Below are 22,198 nucleotides of genomic sequence, written 5' to 3'. Positions count from 1 at the left end.
AGCAGCGCTTTTTGTATACATAACGGAACCACAACCAGACTTTTAAGTTCATTCGATTTTTACTGTTGCATTCGCTATAATAATCATAATACAAAAAGAAGGGTGACCGTGATGATACAAACATATGATGAGGCCTTACAATGGATACATAATCGCTTACGTTTTGGCATGAAGCCTGGCTTAGAGCGAATGAACTGGATGCTTGAACAGCTTGATTATCCCCATCAAAATATAAAAGCTATTCATATTGCGGGCACAAACGGAAAAGGCTCAACCGTTACGTATCTGCGCTATATGCTCCAAGAAGCAGGGTATGATGTAGGCACATTTACTTCTCCTTATATTGAAACATTTAATGAGCGAATTAGCATAAACGGAACGCCAATTTCAGATGAGGAAATGCTTCGCCTTGTACAAGAAGTTAAAGCAGTTGTAGAAAGAGTAGAAGAGACAAAATTTGGCGCTGCGACTGAGTTTGAAGTTATTACGCTCATGTTCTTTTTATATTTTGGCTACCATAACCGCGTTGATTATGTTCTTGTTGAAGCTGGACTTGGTGGTCGATACGATTCAACAAATGTCGTTGAACCACTGTTAACCATTATTACGAATATTGGCTTTGATCACATGGCTATTTTAGGGAATACGGTAGATAAGATTGCGTTTGAAAAAGCAGGCATCATTAAGCGAGGCGTGCCTTTAGTAACGGGTGTAGAACAAAAAGAAGCGATAGAAGTAATTGAAGGAATAGCTCGTGACCATGAGGCGTCGCTAGATCGTTTGGGGAGTGAGTTTACAATTGAAAGTTACAGTGCTTTAGAAAATGGCGAAGCCTTTACATTACAAACACCTATCCATACTTATGAGAACCTTGAACTTGGCATGTTTGGCTATCATCAAGTGAAAAACGCATCCTTAGCGGTTCGAGCTTTAGAGCTGTTAGGACAAAAAGGAGAACTACAGCTTTCTCAAGCTGATTTAGCAGAAGGGTTAAAAAAAGCACGCTGGAGTGGACGCTTTGAAAAAGTGAGTGATTCTCCACTAGTTATCATTGATGGTGCCCATAACCAAGAAGGTATAAAAAGCCTACTAAGTACGCTGCGTCTTCACTATGAAGACAAGCAGATTCACATCATTTTTAGCTGCCTAAATGACAAGAGTGGTAAAGAAATGGTGAAAAGTTTAGAAGGTATTGCTGAAAGTATTACCTTTACATCGTTTGATTTTCCAAGAGCGAGAACAGGACAAGAGCTATATGAACTCAGTAAGCACCCTAGTAAAAAAGTGAATGAACAGTGGCAAGAAGCAATTGAACAAGCTCTTTTACACCATGCAAAACCAAATGACTTAATCGTCATTACAGGTTCACTTTACTTTATTTCAGAAGTTCGATCATTCTTATTACGCGCCTAAAAAGCAAGTCGTCACCGAACGGCTTGCTTTTTTATTTAAAATATTTCGTGAACGACACTGTGAATAAAGAACTATTTTTATTATAATGATGGTAAAACATACTAAAGAGAGGAATAAAAGATACTATGACCAAAGTTATAGGTGAGTGGATAGGATTCTTTATTGCAATCTTGTTGTTCAGTACGTTCGTTCCTCTACAAGGACAAGCTGCAAGCAGTACTCCTGCTTTAAATGTGAACATAAGCCCGTCAAAAGAAGAGTTTTGGACGTAAAGGATGTTATTTCTTTAACCTCCGATCTTCAAGCCATTAATAAAAAGGTTCAAAGTATGACGGCTGATGGAGGAACAAACTATGCACAGTCACTTGAACGAGCAGGTGATATCTTAAAAGATTCAAAGAATGATAAATATATTATCTTTCTCACAGATGGATTTCCTACCCAAGCTCAGGAAGAAAAGTATTTTAACTTTTCCGGTAACGTTCGCAAATGTAACTCTTGGGGATATTGTAAGTATGACTATGTAAGGGTTAATAGTCATAAAACGGTATATTACAATGTATATACCAATGGTTCACAAGATGCGTATATACTAGATGATGATGGCTATAGAATATATGTTAATACATCTGGAACTCCACAATCGATTATTAAAAGCTTGAGCACTAATCAAGCTCTCAGTCTAGCCAATCAAAAGGTCAAACTTTACTCTATAGGTTTTGGAACAAATCAAGAGTTAGACATGAACTATTTAACTAAGCTCTCAGAAACTACTGGCTCTAAAGCCTATCAAGGTGATACAAGCAACCTAAGCGATTTATTTCGAAGCATTACGACTGAAATTGGGCAATATGCAATGAAAGACGTGCAGGTGAAAGTGAAAATTCAGGGAAGCGGAACGTCGTTTCCTGGAAAAGTGAAGTTAGCCGATAATGCGAATGCGTATATGGACGGTGACTATGCGGTGATTAATTTAAAAGACGTTCCGTATGTATTAGGTCAAACGCCTTCTGCGACATCGTATTCCCTACCCCTTACGTTTGATACTAAAGGAACGTATAATTTTTCAGACGTCTCGTTATCCTATAAAAATTTAAGCGGTAGTTCCATTTTGAAAAAGCGCGATGCAGTAAAGGTTGAAATCAAGGATAAAATTGCTCCAACGTTTAAAGGAACGGTTGGTTTTTTAGATACAAACAAAGTAGGTCGGCTTATTAAAAAAGAAGATCGAAATAGCGAATCTAACCAATTTGATTTAATCTATACGCTTACACCTGATGCAACTTTAGAAAAAGCTGATCGAGGCACGCTGCAAACTATTAAACTAACGCAGATTCTTCCTGAAGGGATAACGGTTGTTAATCCGCCTTCAAACGTCAGCGTGAAAGGAAATCTCATTGAAGTAACGTTTACGGATATTCCCTATAACAATGGTTCGTTTAGCATTAACAAGCTAACGCAAACGATTAAACTTCAAGCAAATTGGGCAATGAATCAAACGTTCCAGAATCCAAACTGTCTCGTATAATGACAGTAATGCAGGAGCAAGAAGCGTCATTTTAACAGCTCCAAAATTACCAATTATCGCGAAGGTTGTATTAGAAGATACCCTTGAGAAATATAGTGGGGATGCATATGGTAACATTGAAAAGATAACAAAAAATACCAATACGCTTATTCAAACAATTAAGCTAAAAGGTGGAGAACAAGAGTTAGCTCAGCCAATTAAGTCAATGGTATTTACAGGTGATAAAACAGCAATTGACGTAACGTATAGCAATGACACAAAAAAGCGGCTGAAGCTTGTTCCTTCGTTTGAAATAAGAGGTCAAGATTCAAACGAAGTGATTAAAAACGGTAGTGTGTCATCGGAAAAAGTAAAGTTCTCGTTAGTGGATTTAATTCCAGGAGAAGGTGTAACGTATGAATATAAGGTCAACAACGGTAGTTGGACAACCTTTCAACAAAAAGATGAAGTTACCGTTGATAAAGTAGGAGAAGTAACGATTAAAGTTCGTGCAACGGGTGGTTTTGCAAAAGCTAATCAAGAGGTTACTCAGACAGTAACTATTCGGAAGTTAGTTGACAATATTAATGTTGATCCAGCTAGCGTGACGCTGTTTGTTGGTGAAAAAATAACGTTAAATGCATCTGTTTCACCAGCGGATGCCACGAATAAAGATGTTAAATGGATGATTTCTGATACGGGGATTGTTAAAAAAGATATACTCGTAACGGGTTCATCTAAATATGGAATTATTGGTGTGGCACCAGGAAATACGACTGTTGTAGTAGAATCAGTAGACGGAGCTGTGAAAAAGGAAATTCCAGTACAAGTGCTTGATGATTTTAAATTTAAATATCCTTCGATTACGATGGAACCAGGAGAAGAGCGCAATATAAAAGATTTACTTGTTTATCGTAATGGTGGGCTTTTAGATACGCTACTAAATCGTCAGGTGATTGAAAGTATTGTTACTGAGCCAAAGGATAACCCGTCATTTAGCATTGTATCTAAAGATAACAGCATGTTTATTGTGGCCAAAAAAGTAGGATATGGATCTGTGGTGGCAGCTGGAGCAAAAGTGAAACAAGACGGAACAAGGGTTAGCTCTAGTATGATCGTTATCGTGAAAAAAAGACAAGGAACAGATGGATCTGGGGCGAAGTGGTGAGTGAAAGCCGTGATGCTAAGCATCGCGGCTTTTTGCTGTTCAAAGTATTGTCACTTTAATCAATGGGAAAACTGATATATAATTGACATGAATCCAAACGTAAGGAGATTGTGAAAATGAGTAAGGAAAATGAGAAAATAGTGCCGACTAGTAATAAAAACTATACGGGCATTATCTTAACGGTTTCATTAATTGCAAACGCAATTATCTTAGCACTGTTCTTTTCACCAATCGGTTATCAAGGAGAGGTTCACTTTGATTTAACAATCTTTCCGCGATTAAATGCAATATTAAACAGCTTTACTTTTATCTTTCTTGTAGCGGCACTAGTATCAATTTTAAAGAAAAACATTAAAGCTCATAAAGGGTTTATTTTAGCGGCATTTTCTTCGACACTATTGTTCCTTGTTTTCTATTTGACGTTTCACTATATGTCAACAGAAACAGCAACGTTTGGTGGAGAAGGAGTTATTCGCCCAATCTATTTCTTTATTTTAATTACTCATAGCTTCTTAGCGGCCGTAGTTGTTCCACTTGCGCTGTTCTCAACGGTTTGGGGTTGGACGATGCAAGTAACTAAGCATAAAAAAATCGTTCGTTGGACAATGCCGATTTGGCTATATGTAAGCTTTACAGGTGTGCTTGTATACCTATTTATGGCACCTTATTATTAAAAAAATCTTCTCCTGACGGAGAAGATTTTTTTAATTTCGCGGTTGAATGGTTGCTTCTGGTATTACTTGAAGCGTATCAACAAGCGGTAGAGATTCAAGCTTTGTTAATAAGACGCTGCGGTCATAAAGAACGTTAAAGCGAGAATACTTTCCTACTTGTGAGGTACTAGATCGGTCGATGTCTTTTTCAGTTTCTACGTTACCTCTCACAGCATTAACCGTCAGCGGTCCCTGAGAGAAAATTCCACCGTCGATGGCAAACAGTGAGCCTACGCCGTAAAGCTCAGCTGAAGATTCCGTATAGAAAAAGCCTTGTAACAGCGAGAATACATCTTGCTGTTGATCTTTTAAGTTTTTGAAATTGACTCTTTGTTCTTCTTCGTCATTAAACGTTGTAAACTCATTAATTCGGTTTAAATTAATAGGACCTTTAGCAAGTAAAATCAGCATTCCTTTTTTTCCTTCATTACTATAATTAAAGCCTTCAATACTAACATTGGTAATTTTAACCTCTCCACCTGTATAGACGATGGAATCAAACATCCCAATTTCCTTTTCGGCGGTTGAAACATCCGTATTACCTGTAATCGTCAAATTGTTTTTTACCACAATATTCTTTGTTAATTCAAAAGTGCTGTTTAAAGGTTTCAAGGTTAAATTGTTACCCACAAACAATGGATGATCTAACGAAATGTCATCGTTTGTATCGATGAGTAAGCTTCCACCTAGGCAATAAGGTGAAGCTCTATGATTTTGTCATTTATCTACGCCAGTTTTCAACGCTTTTAAAGGCGGGAGTGACGGTTGTAGAGTCGACGCGTATCTTATCTGCTCAAACCGAAAGTAAACTACTACAGCGAGCGCTTGTACAAATTGAAGAAGAAATTCGGGAAGGAAATGCGCTATCCTCAGCTTGTGCGAAATTTCCTCATGCGTTTCCAAGCATGTTTATTAACATGGTTAAAGCAGGTGAAGTAGCCGGTAATCTCGATGAAACGCTTGAACGCCTAGCCGATTATTTTGAAAAGCAGCACCGCACGCGACAAAAGATTATCTCAGCACTAGCTTATCCAGCAGCGGTGGGCGTCGTGGCCATTGCCGTCGTCATTTTCTTGCTTGTATCCGTTGTGCCAATGTTTGTAGATATGTTCAAAGATTTCGGAGCTGAGCTTCCAGCCATTACGAAGTTTGTATTGGCTTCAAGTGAATTTATGCAAAAATTTTGGTGGGTAATTGTTGGTTTATCTAGCATCATTGCAGTAGGACTTTCACTTTTATATAAGCGCCCACAAACAAAGTATTATTTAGACTATGCCATGTTAAAGCTTCCCGTATTTGGACCAATGCTGCAAAAAGCGGCTATCGCTCGGTTTACGCGAACGCTAAGCTCGCTGTTTTCAAGCTCCGTGCCAATTTTACAAGCCATTCACACCGTTGAAGGCGTTATTGGGAACGAAGTTGTATCTCAAGTATTAAAAAAAGCGCGAACGTCTCTTGAAAAAGGAGCTTCCCTTACCGAACCGATGGAAAAACACTGGGTATTTCCACCGCTTGTGACGCGCATGATTTTAGTTGGTGAAGAAACGGGTGCGCTCGATACGATGTTAAGCAAAGTGGCAGATTTCTACGAAGCGGAAGTTGAAACGACAACGGATCGGTTAAAGTCTCTCATCGAACCGTTAATGATCGTCTTACTAGCTGTACTTGTAGGGACAATTGTACTAGCGATTATGGTGCCGATGTTTGATTTATTTAATCATGTTGATTCGTACTAAAACTATTTTCATATTTTGTAAATTATTGTATAATGAAGAAATGAATAAAATGACCTATAAATCCATTGTGTGATTTCAATCGGGATAAGAAATCAGCATGATAGGAACAAATGAAATCTTCATTTACCATAACGTTTGCAGCGTGGTATTTTCTTTACTTTTTTACTAGTTATAAAGTATGAGGGTTTATGGTCCTAATTATGCTGATTTTTTACATATTCAACAGAATAGAGAACAGAATGTAGTACAAGCACAAAAGCTCAATGCTCATCGGTTCCATTTTCAAGTCAAACGGTGGATTTATGCAAAATGTACAAAGGAAAAGGAGAGAAGCACATGATGAAAAAGTTCTTGAAAAATGAAAAAGGATTAACGCTTATCGAGCTACTAGCCGTAATCGTTATCCTGGGTATCATCGCAGCGATTGCTATTCCAAGTATTGGTGGGATTATTCAGAAGTCTCGTGAGGATGCGGTGAAGGCTGATGCGATTCAGGTATTAAATGCTGCCAAAGTATACATGGCTTCTAATAACGTAGAAAATGGCAGTGAAAACACGATGGATCAAGAAGTCTTGGCTGAATATGTAGACTTTGAAGGTGAAGGATTCGGTACTTATGAAGTGAGCTATAAAGATGGCAAGTACGAATTAACTGCTGAGGGCGATGCAGGAAGTAAAACAATTAAATTTGAGAATGCAACAATTAAGGGTATTAAAGCTAGTGGGAAATCTTTAGAAATTACAAACTAATGATATATTTTTATTGCTACATTCTAACCCTAGGTCTCATCCTAGGCTCCTTCTACAACGTAGTCGGCTTACGCATTCCGGCCAGGGAGTCAATTGTGAGGCCACGGTCTAGCTGCCCGAGCTGTCAGCACGTTTTAACAGCTCGCGAGCTGGTGCCGGTGCTGTCGTATTTGATTCAAAAAGGGAAGTGCCGCAGCTGCGGGACGTCGATTTCAATTAAATATCCGATGGTGGAACTTTTGACAGGTATACTATTTGTCCTGTCATTTCATTTATATGGCTTTCAGTGGGAAACGCTTGTTGCGTGGACTCTTGTATCGCTTCTGATGATTGTGGTGGTATCCGATTTGGCGTATATGCTCATTCCGGATAAAGTGCTGCTGTTTTTCTTGCCGGTTGTAGTCGTTCTTAGACTGTTTGTTCCGCTCGACCCTTGGTGGGATATGTTTCTAGGTGCTGCAGCTGGCTTTGGACTGCTCCTTTTAATTGCTCTCGTTAGCAAAGGTGGCATGGGCGGAGGCGATATTAAGCTATACGGAGTGCTTGGGCTTGTGCTCGGATTTAAGCTCGTGCTCTTGTCCTTCTTTTTAGCCGCGGTAATCGGTGCAATTGTTGGAATATTTGGTATGATAGTAGGAAAAGTCCAACGCGGAAAACCAATGCCATTTGGCCCATCGATTGCAGGAGGAACGCTTGTTGCATATTTTTATGGTGATTTTCTGATAAACTGGTACTTTACATTTTTAATTTAGCAGGTGAACAACCATGGCCTTACGACTTCCGTCAATGAAAAGTAAAATAGGCAATTTGATTATTAAAGACCATGTCATTCGATATATTGAAGTGAAACAAGCAAGTCCGGTTGTTATTTCGAAACAGCATGAGCGTCATTTACCTCATGGCTTAATTCAGCAGGGGAAAATTGTGGATGAAGAGTCATTGCTGTTTATTTTAGATGAATGCGTGAGAGATTGGAAAATTAAAAAGATGAAAGTGCGCTTTATTGTGCCGGATAACCAGGTGGTTATCCGGCAGCAGCAGCTTCCAGAGCACGTGAAGGAAGAGGAGATTCGAACGTATTTGTTTATGGAACTTGGCGCTACGATTCATTTGCCGTTTGAAGAAGCTATTTTTGACTACGTTATTCATCAAAAAACAGAAAAGCAAACGGAAATCACGCTTTTTGCTGCGCGAGAAGATACGGTTGTTAGCTATATGGAACTGATGAAAAAAGCGAAGTTAAAGCCGGTTGTTGCGGACTTGTCTTCGCTTAGTACATACCGACTTTTCTTCCAGGCTGACCTCGTTCGCTCTCAGGCGCACTATATGGTTTTGCAAGTGGATTCGTTTAGCATGAATGCCAGCTTATTTGCGAACCATCGTCCCGTCTTTATGCGCCATATGTCAGTTGGAGAGTACTGTAACGGCTGGACGGTGGAGCAAGAAGGAGACAAAACTTCTCTGCAGTTTTATGGTGACAAACATGAGCAAATACAAGCATTCTATGAAGCTATTCAAGAGCTAGAGCGAATCGTTAGCTTTTATCAATTTTCTATTAATAAAGGTGAACAACTCATCTCCAAAGTTTTTGTGACCGGTGACCATCCCTATATTCATGAGTTAATGGAGCAAATGCAAGAAGCTGTTAGCATTCCATTTGAAGTGATTAACCATGGAATGAGTCGTCAAGAGTTGATAGACGACGTGAAGCCCAGCTTTCATTTGCCGCTTGGCTTGGCACTGAAAGAGGTGAGATGATGCTTGTTGAAATTAATCTCTTGCCCCAAAAAGAACGTGGAAATAAGCTGTTTGTTTGGGGGCTAGTTACCATTGCTGCGCTAGTGCTGTTGGTGGGGAGCTTTATCATTTGGGAGTATTTTAGTTTAGTAGAAAAAGAGCAGTCAGCAACGATAGCGATTCAAGAAGTACAGGTAGACCAAGCTGTCAAAAAAGCGCAGCTTCAAAAAAGCAACGACGGCAAGGAAGTTGAAGAGCTTGTTTCAGCGATTGAATGGGCGCAGAGCTACCCGATGAAAACTGTTCCAATTATCAAAGAGTTTACGGCTGCGCTCCCTGACCGAGGCTTTCTTAAACGATTTGCGTACAGTGCAGAAAACGAGACGGTAGAAATTCAAATTCAATTCGACGAACAGCGCCAGAGCTCCTATTATTTAAGCCGATTAAAAAATGATGTATCGATTGTAAAAGATGCGCAGGTGTTAACGGTGGAAGCTGAAAAAAGTGAAAAAGAGAACGAAGATAAAACGATTCAAAGTGAAGAAAGCATTATTCCGCGCTATGTTGCAACGTATAGTGTTCAGATTGATCGAAAAGCAGTAGGCAACCTTGTTAAGAAAGAAAAAGAAAAGGAGGACCAATGATGATGGGACTATCCAACAAACAGTGGATTATCGGTGCCTCAACTTTTGTTGTTATGGCATCCCTCCTTGTGATTTTATATTTTCAGTTTTTATCACCGTTAAAAACAAATGTTCAGACGCTTGAAGAGGAGCTTGAAGCGGAACAGAGAATTTTAAAATCGTTGAATGAAAGCGGGGCAAATAAGCCGAAAGCCCTTTTAAAAAGCAGCGTGGAGCTACAAAAACAAGTACCCGTACAGCCGTTTACCGAACAGTTTATGCTCGAACTGCAAAAAGCTGAAGTGGTGTCCGATAGCGTCATTGATGAGATGAATTTTGCTGATGGAGAAGGGATTTCTTCACCTGCAGGCGAACAAAGCGCTGAGGATGAAGCGCAGCCTGCTGAAGGGGCTGTCACTCCGGCAGGCTTACAGCAGACCAAAGTCACCGTCACGGTAGAATCGAAGCGATATGATGACCTTTTGACATTTTTACAGACGATGGAGTCTTCAAAGCGCATCACTCAAGTCGAAGCGATTACATTTGATGGACCACAGGATGCAAAGACCATTTCTGATGTAGAAGACCCCGTGCTGCGATATGAGCTAATGCTATCAACATTTTATTACCCTTCGTTAGAGAATTTACGTGATAAAATCCCAGCAATCGACATACCAGAAGCGGGAAACAAAGCTGATCCATTTCAAACGTTAGGTAATCATTAATGAAGTTGATACATAAAGATGAACGAGGACTGACGCTGATTGAAGTTCTAGCGGTTCTTGTAATTTTAGGAATTGTAGCAGCGGTGGCATTTCTCCTTACAAGTAAGGTCATTCAACAATCAAAAGGTCAAGCGTTCGTAGCTAATGCTATTGCTATGAAGGAGTCAGCCACTTTACATAAGCGTTCAAACGAAGTGATCTTAGATGGAAAAGTGGAAGGGAAGCTGATGTATCAAGAATTGATTGAAGAAGGTTATCTTGAGCCGCTCATGGACCCTTATACGAATAAAGAATGGACGACAACAGAAGATGCTGACGGTTCATTTGTAGAGATTCGCTTTGAAGATAATCGCTTAAATTACTATGTTTGCCTAAAGAGTGATACAAAAGTACTTTGCCAAGAGGACGGAGTAGGGATTTTGTCATCGGAGCTTGCGGTCGACAAAATTAAAAATCGTGTAATAAAATAGCGAAACCTTTTATAACAAGACGACAAATGTCTTGTTATTTTTTTTGTCGTCTATGATAGCATGGTAAAAAGTGTATGTGTTAGGTAGCAAAAGGTGGTGAAAAGGTGGACAAGCAAAATCCAAAAGTTACGGTCAAAATTAATGGTAGGGAAAAGAACATAAAAGATACGGATACGCCTAAGGAAAAGGAAGAAGAGGTAGTGTGGGTTCTTCCGGAAAAAGTCGAGGTGTCTGAGCGCAAAGTCGTTTCAATTGAAGAAGTGCGCAACGAAAAGAAAAAACAGCCGAAAAAACTGAAAGAGCAAGTGGGGAAAATATCCATCAAGAAATCATCGTTTTCAGCAGCGAGGAAATTTATTGTGATTGTAGGACTAGCGGTTACCGTTGGCGTCGGGTTTGGAATGTTTGGTTTAAATACGATTACAAATGATAAGCAGCCGTCTCCAGTCAGTCAGAGCCCATCCACAGTTGCGGTTAACTCCGCAGTGACCGATCATTCGGAGCAAACAAAAGCGACTGAAAAAGAACTGAAAGAAGACGCAAAGCCTGGGGCAACGGCCACGGTTGATGCTTTCTCAATCTATATTGTACAAGCAGGTGTTTTCTCTTCAAAAGAAGCGGCAGCAAAAGCAAAAGAAAGTCTAAGCGGAGAAAGCGTTGTGTTTGGTCAAAGCAATGCCTATACCATTGTCGTAGGTGCTAGTACGAGTGAAGCAAAGGCTAAAGAACTGAGCGATGCCTATAAAAAAAGTGGTGAAGACGCCTATGTAAAATCATATGAGATGAAAGGTGCTGCTCAGCTGGCAGAAAGTGACGAAAAAGTGATGTCCACGCTTCAACCATTTATGGCCAATGTGATGGATCAAGTGGGAAAAGTAGTGGAAGGAAACAAAGCGTCAAGCGTGAGTGAAGTTAAGAAAGAACTGGATAAAATCCAAGAGCAAACGGATAATAAAGAGATAGGAAAGCTAATTAAAACGCTAGAACAATCGGTTTCCTCTCTTGAGTCATTTAATCAGTCTAGTAAAAAAAGCGATGGTGATCAAGCAACAAAGTATATGCTAACGTCCCTTGTTCAGTATCAGCAAATTATTAAAAAGTAAATCAGGTGGCGCTTGCTACCTGATTTGTTTATTGTAAAAAATAGTTAATCTTGTTAAAATTGAGATGTGTTCTTTTTTTCAAATATTCGAAGTGTAAAGGTTGAGATTAATGAACAAAGAATTAATATTAGCCTCTGGCTCTCCTCGTCGTAAAGAACTGCTACAGCAGCTTCACATTCCTTTTTCCGTACATGTAAGCAACGTTGATGAAAAAGTTAATCACAACTATTCACCGTCTGAAGTGGTGATGGACTTAGCGTTGCAAAAAGCGTCTGATGTTGCAACACTGTATCCGAATCATATTGTGCTAGGATCCGATACGGTTGTTGTGTACAAAGACAGTATTTTAGGAAAGCCAGCTAGCGAAGCAGAAGCAGTTAAAACTTTAGAGATGCTTTCAGGAAAAAAACATCAAGTGCTCACAGGAGTGGCTCTTGTGGAAGGTGAGCAAGTTCAGACATTTTATGAAAAAACAGATGTTGAATTTTGGCCGTTAACAGTAGATGAAATTACGCAGTACGTTCGAACGGGTGAGCCAATGGACAAGGCGGGCTCGTACGGTATACAAGGCCTAGGAGCTATGTTTGTCAAAAGCATTCAAGGTGATTACTTCTCTGTTGTTGGTCTGCCATTGTCTCGCACAATAAGAGAACTGAGAAAGCGTGGTTTTGTCTACTCCATTTGAGGAGGGAAACCATTTGATGAATGAGTCATTGATAATGAAAGATTTTCCATATGAAGAAAGACCAAGGGAGCGCCTCATGCTAAAAGGTGCTTCCAGTTTATCAAATCACGAGCTTATCTCTATCCTGCTTCGAACAGGAACGAAAGAAGAATCCGTTCTTCAACTTGCCAACCGAATCCTTCGCTATTTTGATGGATTGGAGCTATTGCAAAATGCAACGCTGGATGAAATGGTAAGAATGAAGGGGATTGGACAAGCAAAAGCAGTTCACCTTATTGCTGCGATTGAACTCGGAAAGCGAATGGCTCAGGTGAAACCAGGAGTAAAGTATGCTATTCGAAGCCCAGAAGATGGAGCAAATTACGTAATGGAAGAAATGCGTACATTACTTCAAGAGCATTTTGTCTGTCTTTACTTAAATACGAAAAATCAGGTTCTTCATAAACAAACCATTTTTATTGGTAGCCTCAATTCATCGATTGTACACCCCCGTGAAGTCTTTAAAGAAGCTTTCCGTCGCTCGGCAGCCTCTATTATTTGTGTACACAATCATCCTTCCGGAGACCCTACACCTAGTCGAGAAGATATCGATGTGACTAAACGCTTACAAGAGTGTGGATTAATCATTGGTATTGAACTTTTAGACCATTTAATTATCGGGGATCGAAAATATATTAGCTTAAAAGAAAAAGGATATATGTAATGCTATGCTTTTTAATTTCCTTGAGTTATAATAGTAGTCATGATTTTAAATGACAAGTTCTTTACAATCATCGGTTATTAATAGACAAAGTATGAAAATATATCATACAATATTTGGCGTTGACATCTATAAAAGAAGTATAGAAAATAAAAAATGTTAGTAATGAAATGGTGAAATCGACTGAGAGGGTTTAGCCTTTGCATTTCGGTAAGAGAAAGGAAGAGACACATGTTTGGAATCGGTACTAGAGACCTTGGAATAGATTTAGGTACTGCAAATACACTTGTTTATGTTAAAGGAAAAGGAATCGTTGTACGTGAACCGTCAGTTGTAGCATTACAAACAGATACAAAGCAAATCGTAGCGGTTGGTAATGATGCAAAAAATATGATTGGTCGTACACCTGGAAATGTTGTAGCACTTCGTCCTATGAAAGATGGAGTAATTGCAGATTATGAAACAACAGCAACAATGATGAAATATTACATCAAACAAGCGCAAAAGACAAAAAGTTTGTTTGCTGGCAAGCCTTATGTAATGGTATGCGTACCATCGGGAATTACGGCTGTTGAGAAGCGCGCAGTCATTGACGCAACTCGCCAAGCAGGCGCTCGTGATGCTTATACAATTGAAGAGCCATTCGCAGCAGCAATCGGTGCGAATTTACCTGTTTGGGAACCAACAGGAAGCATGGTTGTTGATATCGGTGGCGGTACCACAGAAGTAGCCATTATCTCACTAGGTGGTATTGTAACATGTCAGTCAATCCGTATTGCCGGAGACGAAATGGATGAAGCAATCATCCAATATATTCGCAAAAATTACAATCTTATGATTGGTGAACGTACGTCAGAAGCGTTAAAAGTGGAAATTGGTTCAGCAGGTATCCCTGAAGGAATCGACAACATGGAAATTCGTGGACGTGACTTATTAACTGGATTACCAAAAACAATTGAGATTTCAGCAGAAGAGATTGCTGATGCGCTGAAAGATACGGTTTCAGCAATTGTTGATTCAGTAAAAGGTACGCTTGAAAAAACACCACCAGAACTAGCGGCAGATATTATGGACCGCGGAATTGTATTAACAGGCGGTGGCGCTTTACTGCGTAATTTAGATCGTGTAATTAGTGAAGAAACAAATATGCCTGTTGTCATTGCAGAAGATCCGTTAGACTGCGTAGCAATTGGAACAGGAAAAGCATTAGATAATATTGATTTATTCAAAAATCGTACAAGCGATTCGTATCGCTAAACAGTAAGAGGTGTAAATCGTGCCACAGTTTTTTTTAAATAAGCGTCTAGTTATTTTGTTAGTTAGTATTATTGTATTAGTGGCATTGATTGGTTTTTCGTTAAATGGTCGTAAAGATGTAACGTGGCCTGAACAGTTTGTGAAAGACACGGTCGGTCTTGTTCAGGCTACATTTCACCAACCCGCACAGTATGTAGCGGGTTTCTTTGAAAATGTAGGTGACCTAAAGCGTACATATGAAGAAAATGAAGTGCTAAAAGCACGTCTTGATGAGCGTATGCAATTAGAAGCGAAAGTAAGTGAGCTAGAAACAGAAAATGATAAGCTGCGTGAACAAATGGATAAAGAAAGCGACCTCAAAGCTTACGATCCAATTGAAGCAACGGTTATCGCTCGAAACCCAGACCGTTGGCATGACGTTATTGCCATTGATAAAGGAAAAGTTCACAATGTTGAAGAAAACATGGCCGTGATTACGCCAGGTGGACTAATTGGGAAGGTGAAACATGCTTCTCAGTTTACTTCAACGGTTCAATTAATTAGCTCATCCGATCGCACCAACCGCGTATCGGCTAAGATTCAAGCGGAAAAACCTGTGTACGGTTTAATTGAAGGATACGACGAAGAAGAACAAGCTCTTTTATTAAGACGAATTCCATTTGATGCTGAAATTAAAGAAAAACAAAAAGTTGTTACCTCTGGCCTTGGAGGCGAAGATGGTGTATTTCCAAGCGGACTTGTTATTGGAGAAATTACGAAGATTGAGCCTGATGAGTACGGTTTAACACAAAAAGCATACATTAAGCCATCAACGGACTTATACGATCTTGATCATGTTATGGTCGCTAAAAGAAGTACAGTGATGTCTGAAGACAGCTTAGAAGCAGAGGAGGAAGAGTGATGAAACGCTTCCTCTTACCTTTCATAATTCTAGTTATTTTTATGTTAGAAAGCATTTTTGTGAACTTTGTTGCGATGCAGCCAGCTTTTCGAGACTGGCTTTTATCGCCGCGCTTTGTTTTAATTGCGCTCGTATTTATGACCATCTATATTAATCGCAAGCAGGCGATGATTTTTGGGATTGTTTTTGGATTTTTATATGATATTGCCTTTACGGACGTACTGGGTATTTATGCACTTGGCTTACCAGCCGTTTGCTATATCGTGTCACAGCTTATAAAGATTTGGCAAAACAATTTGTTAGTGGTGCTTTTAATTTGTTTGATCGCAGTTGCCATTATTGAGTTTTATGTGTATGGCATTAATACAATTATCGGGGTATCGGATATGCTAATGGGGCGTTTCTTAGCCGAACGATTTTATGCAACTCTGATTTTAAATGCAATTTTTACGGTGATTTTTGCGCTACCTCTACAAAAGTGTTTTCAATATTTTTCACTGTTTTATGCAAAGGAACGATAATACTTCAAAAAAAGTCAATTTTCTAGTTCCAAATTCGTAGAAATGTTGTGATTCTGCGAGTGAAAAAAAGGAATTGGTAAGTCTCTGTCGAAATTATATATTCGTTGAGGTGAGCGTCTTGAATAAACAAAAGCAACAAAATATAACTATTAAAGGAACGAAAGATGGACTAACGCTCCATCTCAATGACGCATGTTCGTTCGAGGAGCTATTAGCTGAACTACAGACGAAGCTTTTGACGAATAAACATGGAGATGACGAGCAGCATGTCACCGTATATGTAAAAGTTGGAAATCGTTTTATGACTGAAGACCAGGAAAACGAGTTAAAGGCGCTCATCGAGAAGAATCGACACTTAGTAGTCAAAAAAATCGATAGTAACGTCATTTTAAAACAGGATGCATTACGGGTAAAAGAAGAAGAAGAATTAGTTTCTGTTGCAAAAGTTGTTCGCTCAGGACAAGTACTTCACGTCGAAGGAGACTTATTGTTAATCGGCGACGTCAATCCTGGGGGAACCATTGTAGCAGGGGGAAATCTTTTTATATTAGGTGCTTTAAAAGGAATTGCTCATGCAGGGTATCGTGGTAATAAAACAGCGGTTATTGCAGCTTCAATTATGCAACCGTCTCAGCTTCGAATTGCTGATGTTATCACACGACCTGAAGAAGAGGATAGTGAAAAAGAGCAAAGTGTCATGGAGTGTGCGTATTTAGATGACGCGAATCAAATAGTTATAGACCGCGTTCAAGGTTTAGCGAGTCTACGACCTAACTTGACAAGGTTAGAAAGGAGAATTTGACAGTGGGAGAGGCTATTGTTGTTACGTCTGGTAAAGGTGGAGTTGGAAAAACAACGACATCTGCCAACTTAGGTACTGCGCTAGCGTTAGCTGGAAAGCGCGTTTGTTTAGTAGACACTGATATCGGTCTGCGCAACTTAGATGTTGTGATGGGACTGGAAAATCGAATTATATATGATCTTGTAGACGTGGTAGAAGGGCGCTGCCAACCTCAAAAAGCCTTAATTAAAGACAAACGATTTGAATGTTTGTATCTGCTTCCTGCTGCTCAAACGAGCGATAAGACAGCTGTTCAGCCAGAGCAAATGCGCGAGCTGATTCTTGAATTAAAGCAAGAGTATGACTATGTCATTATTGATTGCCCAGCTGGTATTGAGCAGGGATATAAAAATGCAGTAGCTGGCGCAGATAAAGCGCTTGTTGTGACAACTCCGGAAGTGTCAGCTGTTCGTGATGCTGATCGCATTATTGGGTTGCTCGAGCAAGAAGATATTGAATCGCCAAAGCTTGTCATTAACCGAATTCGAAGCCATATGATGAAAAACGGAGATATGCTTGATGTGGATGAAATTGCTCAGCTGCTTGCAGTTGACCTCATCGGAATTGTAGCCGATGATGAAAATGTCATTAAAGCATCTAATAGCGGTGAGCCCATCGTTATGGACCCATCTAGTAAGGCTTCCATTGCTTATCGTAATATTGCGCGACGAATTCTTGGTGAAACCGTTCCTTTACAATCGCTTGATGATGAAAATAAAGGGATGTTCGCACGCATCAAACGATTCTTTGGTGTACGTGCATAAAAACAAAGCGTTTGTTTGAAAAGCTTCCACAATGGAAGCTTTTTTTGTTTCACTATTCATCATTTTTATCCTGTCATAACGATGCCGGACAAGTCATACATTAAATTATATAAGTTTAAGGACAAGGAGAATGATGAATCATGAATCGACGTGCTGATGAAATTCGAAAGCGAATTGCTGAGCGTAAAAAAAGGCAGCTTTCTACTGCTAAGAAAATCCCGCATGAACCGCTTCATACGTCATTGATGAGTGAAGAAGAAAAGTATGGACTTCCTGATTATTCACCTATTGAATATACACCTACTAAAAGTAGCGGTGAGCGCTATCCCTTTTTTCGAAAAGAGCGCTTCTTTTTTAAAGTCTTAGCGTCAGCTTGCTTAGTACTTATCGTCGCTATTTTATTTAAAAGTCCTTCCCCAACGTTTGAAAAAGCAAGGGTGTACATCTCTACAGCGATGGATCAAGAATTTCAGTTTGCTGCTGTTTCATCTTGGTACGAAGATCAATTTGGCAAACCGCTCACGCTTTTACCACAAAAGGCTGAACCTAAAAGCGATGAACAAAGCGTCAGCGGAGATTATGTTATGCCTGCATCTGGAAAAGTAATGGAGACCTTTGAAGAAGATAAGCAGGGTGTAACAATTCAAACGGGAGCAGATTCTGTTGTCGAAGCGATGAGCGAAGGAATTGTTCGCTATGTTGGAAAACGAGATGGAATTGGAAACACAGTAATTATCCAACATGCTGATGGCTCTGAAACATGGTATGGGCAACTAAAGACGGTTGATGTAAACGTTTATGACTTTGTTAATAAAGGAAAACAACTTGGCGTAGTAGCGAGTTCAGATGACGGAGAAACAGGCCTCTTTTATTTTGCAATTAAAAAAGGTGAAAAGTTTGTGGACCCTAGTCAGGTGATTCAATTTGAATAGCTACTTATCACTGCTGATGAAAATTCATATTCACCCTCTGTTGTGGGGGGTTTTTATTATTGGGATTTTTACAGCGGCGATTAAGCCGCTGATGATTTTGTTTGTGATTATCCTTATTCATGAGTTGGGTCACGCGCTTGCTGCTCACCATTTTTCATGGCGAATCAAGCGAATTATGCTGCTGCCGTTTGGTGGAGTAGCGGAAGTGGATGAACATGGAAACCGTCCATTTCGTGAAGAGCTAATCGTTACGATTAGCGGACCTATTCAGCATATTTGGCTCATTGGCGGTGCTTATTTATTTGCTGAGCTTGGTTGGATTCAAGCGGAAACGTATGAACAATTTCTCTATCAAAATGCGCTTATCTTCTTTTTTAATTTGTTACCTATTTGGCCTCTAGATGGAGGAAAGATTTTGTTTTTATGGTGCAGTAGATATGCGCCGTTTTTAACAGCACATGAACGAATGCTAAAACTATCAAGTGGATTTTTAATAGCGTTATGCCTCTATACGGCCGTTTTTTATGCAATGCACCTTCATTTATGGATGGTGCTAGCCTTTTTGATTCTTTGTCATTATCAAGAATGGCGAAACCGTCATTTTGTCTACATGCGCTTTTTACTAGAACGATATCATGGGAAAGAAAATGCAATTTCTACTTTACAGCCAGTAACTGCTTCTGCAAATGAGCAGATTTATGATGTATTAAAAAAGTTTAAAAGAGGCTGTAAGCATATGGTTGTGTTTCAAGCAAACGGTGAAGCGTTGAGAATTGATGAAAACGAGCTGCTTCATGCTTATTTTGTGGAGAAAAGAGTGGACAGCTCGCTTGATGAACTTGTATCTATCTATTAAAATCAAGTAACATATAAAGAAGGTAAGGTTCGGCTGAACGCGTAGCCGGACTTTTTTTATTGAACATTAAAGAAGTGGAGATTTAAACGTGAGAAAATGTATTATTAATGCTGCAACAAAATCGAAGCGCATTGCCGTTATAAATGATGGAGAGCTAGAAGAGATTTATTTAGAAGAGCAGAATAAGCACCAAATTGTTGGTGATATTTATATAGGTCGAGTTGTGAGGGTTGTACCAGGTATGCAGGCCGCTTTTGTTGATATTGGTCTATCACAAAATGGATTTATTCATCAGCAAGAGCTCGTTTCATATCGAAATGATTCGGACACTCAAAGAGACAGTAAGCCAATGTCAGCTTTTATTCGAGAAGGAGAAGCTATTGTTGTTCAGGTGATTAAAGAAGGAATTGGAACAAAGGGACCGCGCTTAACCGGTGTGATTGAATTTGCAACGGAAGAACTTGTTTATTTACCAGACGGAAACTATGTGGCAACTTCGAAAAAGATGGAGGAGAAAGAGCGAGTTAAGTGGAAGCAGCTTGGTCAACAGCTGGTTGAAGAGAAAGAAGGCCTTGTCTTTCGGACAGCTGTTCAATCGCTGACAGAGGAACAGGTAATAAAGAGAGTCAAAGAGCTGCGAGTTCAGTATCAACATGAAATCGTAGCGAACAAGAATCAAAAGGCACCGAAGCTCTTAAAAAAAGGCCAAGAGTTTTTGAATGCATTTGTACAAAATGCGAGTAAAAAATCAATACAAGAATTCGTAGTGGATGATTTTACTGAATACCAACAGCTTCTTAAGGCGTATCCAACATTACCTTTTTACTATTATAAAGGCACTGAAAGCGTATTTGAGCACTATGAGATTGAAAGCCAATTGGAAAAACTTTTGAAACGCATTGTTTGGCTGAAGAGCGGTGGCTATATTGTCATTGATGAAACAGAAGCAATGACGGTAGTGGACGTAAATACAGGAAAGTTTAGCGGGAAAAGCTCATTGAGAGAAAACATTTTACGCGTTAATAAAGAAGCTGCTTTTGAGATGGCTAAGCAGCTAAAGCTTCGCCACATTGGCGGGATGGTATTGATTGATTTCATTAACATGAGCAGCCGACAAGATCGTGATGAAGTGCTAAAGTATGTTCAAGACATTGTAAAAGAGGATGAGGTTCGTACTACCGTAGTTGGGTTTACTGAACTCGGTATTTTGCAGCTAACGCGCAAAAAGGTACGTGATAGCATCGGTTCTACCTTAACGACGGCTTGTCAGGTTTGCAATGGAACAGGACGAGTAATGGATGCAGAAGCCATTGCGTTTCAAATTGAGCGTAAGCTATGGGAATATCGATTTTCAACAGAAGAAGCCATTTGGGTTGAAACGCGCGAAGATGTAGAAAAATACTTAAAGAACGATGGTTTCTTTCATGCGATAGAAGAAATGATTGGACTGAAGCTTTACTGTACGCCAACGCTTTCAGCTTCTCATATGTACCATGTTAAATACGTTGGGAAAGAATCTGTCATTCGGGACAGATTAAGAAAGTAATCTTTTTATGAATAAAGTTGCAAATGTAATTGACACTTACCTTCATACTGTAGTAAGATTTAATATGTTGGTTTGTAGCACCCGTGCTACAACCGCTCAGAACAGGTTTTAAGTCTAGTATAGGCACCTGTGATGGCGAGTCTTAGTTTTTAGAGGAGGTGCAGAGAATGTACGCAATTATCGAAACTGGTGGTAAACAAATTAAAGTAGAAGCTGGTCAAGCAATCTACATCGAAAAACTTGCTGGTGAACAAGGCGAAACAGTTACTTTTGATAAAGTATTATTTGTAGGTGGCGACAACGTTAAAGTTGGTGCTCCATTTGTTGAAGGTGCAACAGTTACGGCTAAAGTTGAAAAACAAGGTCGTGCTAAGAAAATCACTGTATTCAAATACAAAGCAAAGAAAAACTATCGTCGTAAGCAAGGTCACCGTCAACCTTACACAAAAGTTGTTATCGACGCTATCAACGCGTAAGATTAGCATCTGATGATTAAGGTGACAATTTCTCGTAACGCAAACAAGCAAATCGACGGGTTCACGATGAGTGGACATGCTGAATTTTCCGAGCATGGAAAAGATCTTGTTTGTGCGGGAGCATCGGCAGTTTCATTTGGCACTTTAAACGCTATTCATTCAATAACCGGCGTAACGCCAGTTATCAAGCAGGGTGGAGATGGTGGATATCTTCGCTGTGAGATTCCAGGAAATGTTGATTTATCAGCATTGGAGCAAATTCATCTTTTGCTAGAAGGAATGGTCGTGTCTTTGAAAACAATCGAATTAGACTACAGTAAATATATAAAAATTAACGACAATTAAACAGGAGGTGGATGTCATGTTAGTAAGATTAGACCTTCAATTCTTCGCTTCTAAAAAAGGAGTAGGTAGTACTAAAAACGGTCGTGATTCAATCTCGAAACGTCTTGGTGCTAAACGTGCTGATGGCCAATTCGTAACTGGTGGTTCAATTTTATACCGTCAACGCGGTACTAAAATTTACCCAGGTGCAAACGTAGGTCGTGGTGGAGATGATACTCTATACGCTCAAATCGACGGTATCGTTAAATTCGAACGTTTCGGTCGTGACCGTAAAAAAGTATCTGTATATCCAGTAGCTCAAGAAGCATAAGCTGTGAAAAGAAAACTCTAACCTCAATGGAGGTTAGAGTTTTCTTTTTGTAGAATAATTCACCTATTCTCCACTGGAATTTGTTATAATCGAACATATTAAATAACAATGATGCGAGA

26 protein-coding genes, 1 pseudogene and 1 other annotated feature are annotated in these 22,198 nt (G+C 39.6%); of the genes and pseudogenes, 26 read left to right on the top strand and 1 reads right to left on the bottom strand.

The window, feature by feature from the left end:
• Nucleotides 1–111: 111 nt before the first annotated feature.
• The 5 genes from A2U94_RS03490 (at nt 112) to A2U94_RS03475 (ending at nt 4,762) form a co-directional block, all read left to right on the top strand.
• Complete coding sequence (locus A2U94_RS03490) at nt 112–1,413, top strand: bifunctional folylpolyglutamate synthase/dihydrofolate synthase (RefSeq protein WP_062686614.1); 1,302 nt, start codon at nt 112–114, stop codon at nt 1,411–1,413.
• Between the two features lie 125 nt (nt 1,414–1,538).
• Nucleotides 1,539–1,685, top strand: coding sequence for a hypothetical protein (locus A2U94_RS21435; RefSeq protein WP_160169866.1), 147 nt, complete (start codon nt 1,539–1,541; stop codon nt 1,683–1,685).
• Nucleotides 1,676–2,941, top strand: a complete 1,266-nt coding sequence (locus tag A2U94_RS03485; protein ID WP_062686615.1) for a vWA domain-containing protein — start codon at nt 1,676–1,678, stop codon at nt 2,939–2,941. The genes A2U94_RS21435 and A2U94_RS03485 overlap by 10 nt, the downstream gene beginning before the upstream one ends.
• 205 nt (nt 2,942–3,146) lie before the next feature.
• Nucleotides 3,147–4,088 (top strand): Ig-like domain-containing protein, encoded by a 942-nt coding sequence (locus tag A2U94_RS03480; RefSeq protein WP_062686616.1) that lies wholly within the window; start codon nt 3,147–3,149, stop codon nt 4,086–4,088.
• A gap of 116 nt (nt 4,089–4,204) precedes the next feature.
• Nucleotides 4,205–4,762, top strand: coding sequence for a DUF420 domain-containing protein (locus A2U94_RS03475; RefSeq protein ID WP_025908545.1), 558 nt, complete (start codon nt 4,205–4,207; stop codon nt 4,760–4,762).
• A 30-nt stretch (nt 4,763–4,792) separates the two neighbouring features.
• On the opposite strand, the gene A2U94_RS03470 is transcribed toward A2U94_RS03475, so the two are convergent.
• Nucleotides 4,793–5,413 carry a hypothetical protein gene (locus tag A2U94_RS03470; protein ID WP_025908544.1) on the bottom strand — a complete coding sequence of 207 codons (621 nt, stop codon included), beginning with the start codon at nt 5,411–5,413 and terminating at the stop codon, nt 4,793–4,795.
• A 74-nt stretch (nt 5,414–5,487) separates the two neighbouring features.
• On the opposite strand from A2U94_RS03470, the pseudogene A2U94_RS03465 reads away from it, so the two are divergent.
• The 21 genes and pseudogenes from A2U94_RS03465 to rpmA form a co-directional block, all read left to right on the top strand.
• Nucleotides 5,488–6,537 (top strand): annotated as a pseudogene (locus tag A2U94_RS03465) (type II secretion system F family protein); the annotation flags it as partial.
• Between the two features lie 336 nt (nt 6,538–6,873).
• Nucleotides 6,874–7,287: a prepilin-type N-terminal cleavage/methylation domain-containing protein gene (locus A2U94_RS03460; protein WP_025908543.1), complete on the top strand. Its 414-nt coding sequence runs from the start codon at nt 6,874–6,876 to the stop codon at nt 7,285–7,287.
• Complete coding sequence (locus A2U94_RS03455) at nt 7,287–8,039, top strand: prepilin peptidase (RefSeq protein WP_025908542.1); 753 nt, start codon at nt 7,287–7,289, stop codon at nt 8,037–8,039. The genes A2U94_RS03460 and A2U94_RS03455 overlap by 1 nt, the downstream gene beginning before the upstream one ends.
• Nucleotides 8,040–8,052: 13 nt before the next feature.
• Nucleotides 8,053–9,045 (top strand): type IV pilus biogenesis protein PilM, encoded by a 993-nt coding sequence (gene pilM, locus A2U94_RS03450; protein WP_025908541.1) that lies wholly within the window; start codon nt 8,053–8,055, stop codon nt 9,043–9,045.
• Nucleotides 9,042–9,668, top strand: a complete 627-nt coding sequence (locus A2U94_RS03445) for a PilN family protein (protein WP_156482216.1) — start codon at nt 9,042–9,044, stop codon at nt 9,666–9,668. Before pilM ends, A2U94_RS03445 begins: the two co-directional genes overlap by 4 nt.
• Nucleotides 9,665–10,372 carry a hypothetical protein gene (locus A2U94_RS03440; protein WP_138116584.1) on the top strand — a complete coding sequence of 236 codons (708 nt, stop codon included), beginning with the start codon at nt 9,665–9,667 and terminating at the stop codon, nt 10,370–10,372. The genes A2U94_RS03445 and A2U94_RS03440 overlap by 4 nt, the downstream gene beginning before the upstream one ends.
• Nucleotides 10,372–10,842, top strand: a complete 471-nt coding sequence (locus A2U94_RS03435) for a type II secretion system protein (protein WP_025908538.1) — start codon at nt 10,372–10,374, stop codon at nt 10,840–10,842. Before A2U94_RS03440 ends, A2U94_RS03435 begins: the two co-directional genes overlap by 1 nt.
• 104 nt (nt 10,843–10,946) lie before the next feature.
• Entirely contained in the window at nt 10,947–11,945 is a 999-nt protein-coding gene (locus tag A2U94_RS03430; RefSeq protein WP_025908537.1) for an SPOR domain-containing protein, read from the top strand.
• A gap of 109 nt (nt 11,946–12,054) precedes the next feature.
• The gene (locus tag A2U94_RS03425) at nt 12,055–12,630 is read left to right on the top strand and encodes a Maf family protein (protein WP_025908536.1); all 576 of its coding nucleotides are present in this window, start codon (nt 12,055–12,057) and stop codon (nt 12,628–12,630) included.
• 16 nt (nt 12,631–12,646) lie between these two features.
• On the top strand, nt 12,647–13,333 hold the full coding sequence (radC, locus tag A2U94_RS03420) for a RadC family protein (RefSeq protein ID WP_025908535.1): 687 nt from the start codon (nt 12,647–12,649) through the stop codon (nt 13,331–13,333).
• 228 nt (nt 13,334–13,561) lie between these two features.
• Nucleotides 13,562–14,587, top strand: a complete 1,026-nt coding sequence (locus tag A2U94_RS03415) for a rod shape-determining protein (protein ID WP_025908534.1) — start codon at nt 13,562–13,564, stop codon at nt 14,585–14,587.
• Nucleotides 14,588–14,606: 19 nt separating this feature from the next.
• The gene (gene mreC / locus A2U94_RS03410; RefSeq protein ID WP_061785219.1) at nt 14,607–15,488 is read left to right on the top strand and encodes a rod shape-determining protein MreC; all 882 of its coding nucleotides are present in this window, start codon (nt 14,607–14,609) and stop codon (nt 15,486–15,488) included.
• The gene (mreD, locus tag A2U94_RS03405; protein ID WP_025908532.1) at nt 15,488–16,009 is read left to right on the top strand and encodes a rod shape-determining protein MreD; all 522 of its coding nucleotides are present in this window, start codon (nt 15,488–15,490) and stop codon (nt 16,007–16,009) included. Before mreC ends, mreD begins: the two co-directional genes overlap by 1 nt.
• A 118-nt stretch (nt 16,010–16,127) precedes the next feature.
• Nucleotides 16,128–16,811, top strand: a complete 684-nt coding sequence (gene minC, locus A2U94_RS03400; RefSeq protein WP_025908531.1) for a septum site-determining protein MinC — start codon at nt 16,128–16,130, stop codon at nt 16,809–16,811.
• A 2-nt stretch (nt 16,812–16,813) separates the two neighbouring features.
• Nucleotides 16,814–17,614 (top strand): septum site-determining protein MinD, encoded by an 801-nt coding sequence (gene minD / locus A2U94_RS03395; protein WP_025908530.1) that lies wholly within the window; start codon nt 16,814–16,816, stop codon nt 17,612–17,614.
• 140 nt (nt 17,615–17,754) lie between these two features.
• A complete protein-coding gene (locus A2U94_RS03390; RefSeq protein WP_025908529.1) occupies nt 17,755–18,546 on the top strand; it encodes a M23 family metallopeptidase in 792 nt (263 codons plus the stop codon).
• Complete coding sequence (locus A2U94_RS03385; RefSeq protein WP_062686618.1) at nt 18,539–19,402, top strand: M50 family metallopeptidase; 864 nt, start codon at nt 18,539–18,541, stop codon at nt 19,400–19,402. Before A2U94_RS03390 ends, A2U94_RS03385 begins: the two co-directional genes overlap by 8 nt.
• A gap of 88 nt (nt 19,403–19,490) precedes the next feature.
• A complete protein-coding gene (locus A2U94_RS03380) occupies nt 19,491–20,948 on the top strand; it encodes an Rne/Rng family ribonuclease (RefSeq protein ID WP_062686619.1) in 1,458 nt (485 codons plus the stop codon).
• Nucleotides 20,949–21,028: 80 nt separating this feature from the next.
• Nucleotides 21,029–21,101: a sequence feature (ribosomal protein L21 leader region), on the top strand.
• A gap of 14 nt (nt 21,102–21,115) precedes the next feature.
• Nucleotides 21,116–21,424, top strand: coding sequence for a 50S ribosomal protein L21 (gene rplU, locus A2U94_RS03375; protein WP_025908526.1), 309 nt, complete (start codon nt 21,116–21,118; stop codon nt 21,422–21,424).
• A gap of 12 nt (nt 21,425–21,436) precedes the next feature.
• A complete protein-coding gene (locus A2U94_RS03370; RefSeq protein ID WP_025908525.1) occupies nt 21,437–21,769 on the top strand; it encodes a ribosomal-processing cysteine protease Prp in 333 nt (110 codons plus the stop codon).
• Nucleotides 21,770–21,785: 16 nt separating this feature from the next.
• Nucleotides 21,786–22,079 carry a 50S ribosomal protein L27 gene (gene rpmA / locus A2U94_RS03365; protein ID WP_025908524.1) on the top strand — a complete coding sequence of 98 codons (294 nt, stop codon included), beginning with the start codon at nt 21,786–21,788 and terminating at the stop codon, nt 22,077–22,079.
• Nucleotides 22,080–22,198: the final 119 nt, after the last annotated feature.

This window comes from Bacillus sp. VT 712 (assembly GCF_001614195.1).
Lineage (GTDB): Bacteria > Bacillota > Bacilli > Bacillales > Bacillaceae_H > Priestia > Priestia flexa.
This window is presented reverse-complemented; position numbering and strand designations above follow the sequence as displayed.

Bases quoted from the DNA above. Each gene is read 5' to 3' on its own strand.
- pilM (WP_025908541.1), top strand. From the start codon at position 8,053: ATGGCCTTACGACTTCCGTCAATGAAAAGTAAAATAGGCAATTTGATT.
- rpmA (WP_025908524.1), top strand. From the start codon at position 21,786: ATGTTAGTAAGATTAGACCTTCAATTCTTCGCTTCTAAAAAAGGAGTA.
- A2U94_RS03425 (WP_025908536.1), top strand. From the start codon at position 12,055: ATGAACAAAGAATTAATATTAGCCTCTGGCTCTCCTCGTCGTAAAGAA.
- A2U94_RS03390 (WP_025908529.1), top strand. From the start codon at position 17,755: ATGAATCGACGTGCTGATGAAATTCGAAAGCGAATTGCTGAGCGTAAA.
- A2U94_RS03480 (WP_062686616.1), top strand. From the start codon at position 3,147: ATGGTATTTACAGGTGATAAAACAGCAATTGACGTAACGTATAGCAAT.
- A2U94_RS03475 (WP_025908545.1), top strand. From the start codon at position 4,205: ATGAGTAAGGAAAATGAGAAAATAGTGCCGACTAGTAATAAAAACTAT.
- A2U94_RS03435 (WP_025908538.1), top strand. From the start codon at position 10,372: ATGAAGTTGATACATAAAGATGAACGAGGACTGACGCTGATTGAAGTT.
- A2U94_RS03460 (WP_025908543.1), top strand. From the start codon at position 6,874: ATGATGAAAAAGTTCTTGAAAAATGAAAAAGGATTAACGCTTATCGAG.
- A2U94_RS03440 (WP_138116584.1), top strand. From the start codon at position 9,665: ATGATGATGGGACTATCCAACAAACAGTGGATTATCGGTGCCTCAACT.
- A2U94_RS03490 (WP_062686614.1), top strand. From the start codon at position 112: ATGATACAAACATATGATGAGGCCTTACAATGGATACATAATCGCTTA.
- A2U94_RS03455 (WP_025908542.1), top strand. From the start codon at position 7,287: ATGATATATTTTTATTGCTACATTCTAACCCTAGGTCTCATCCTAGGC.
- rplU (WP_025908526.1), top strand. From the start codon at position 21,116: ATGTACGCAATTATCGAAACTGGTGGTAAACAAATTAAAGTAGAAGCT.
- A2U94_RS03415 (WP_025908534.1), top strand. From the start codon at position 13,562: ATGTTTGGAATCGGTACTAGAGACCTTGGAATAGATTTAGGTACTGCA.
- A2U94_RS03370 (WP_025908525.1), top strand. From the start codon at position 21,437: ATGATTAAGGTGACAATTTCTCGTAACGCAAACAAGCAAATCGACGGG.
- A2U94_RS03445 (WP_156482216.1), top strand. From the start codon at position 9,042: ATGATGCTTGTTGAAATTAATCTCTTGCCCCAAAAAGAACGTGGAAAT.
- radC (WP_025908535.1), top strand. From the start codon at position 12,647: ATGAATGAGTCATTGATAATGAAAGATTTTCCATATGAAGAAAGACCA.
- A2U94_RS21435 (WP_160169866.1), top strand. From the start codon at position 1,539: ATGACCAAAGTTATAGGTGAGTGGATAGGATTCTTTATTGCAATCTTG.
- mreD (WP_025908532.1), top strand. From the start codon at position 15,488: ATGAAACGCTTCCTCTTACCTTTCATAATTCTAGTTATTTTTATGTTA.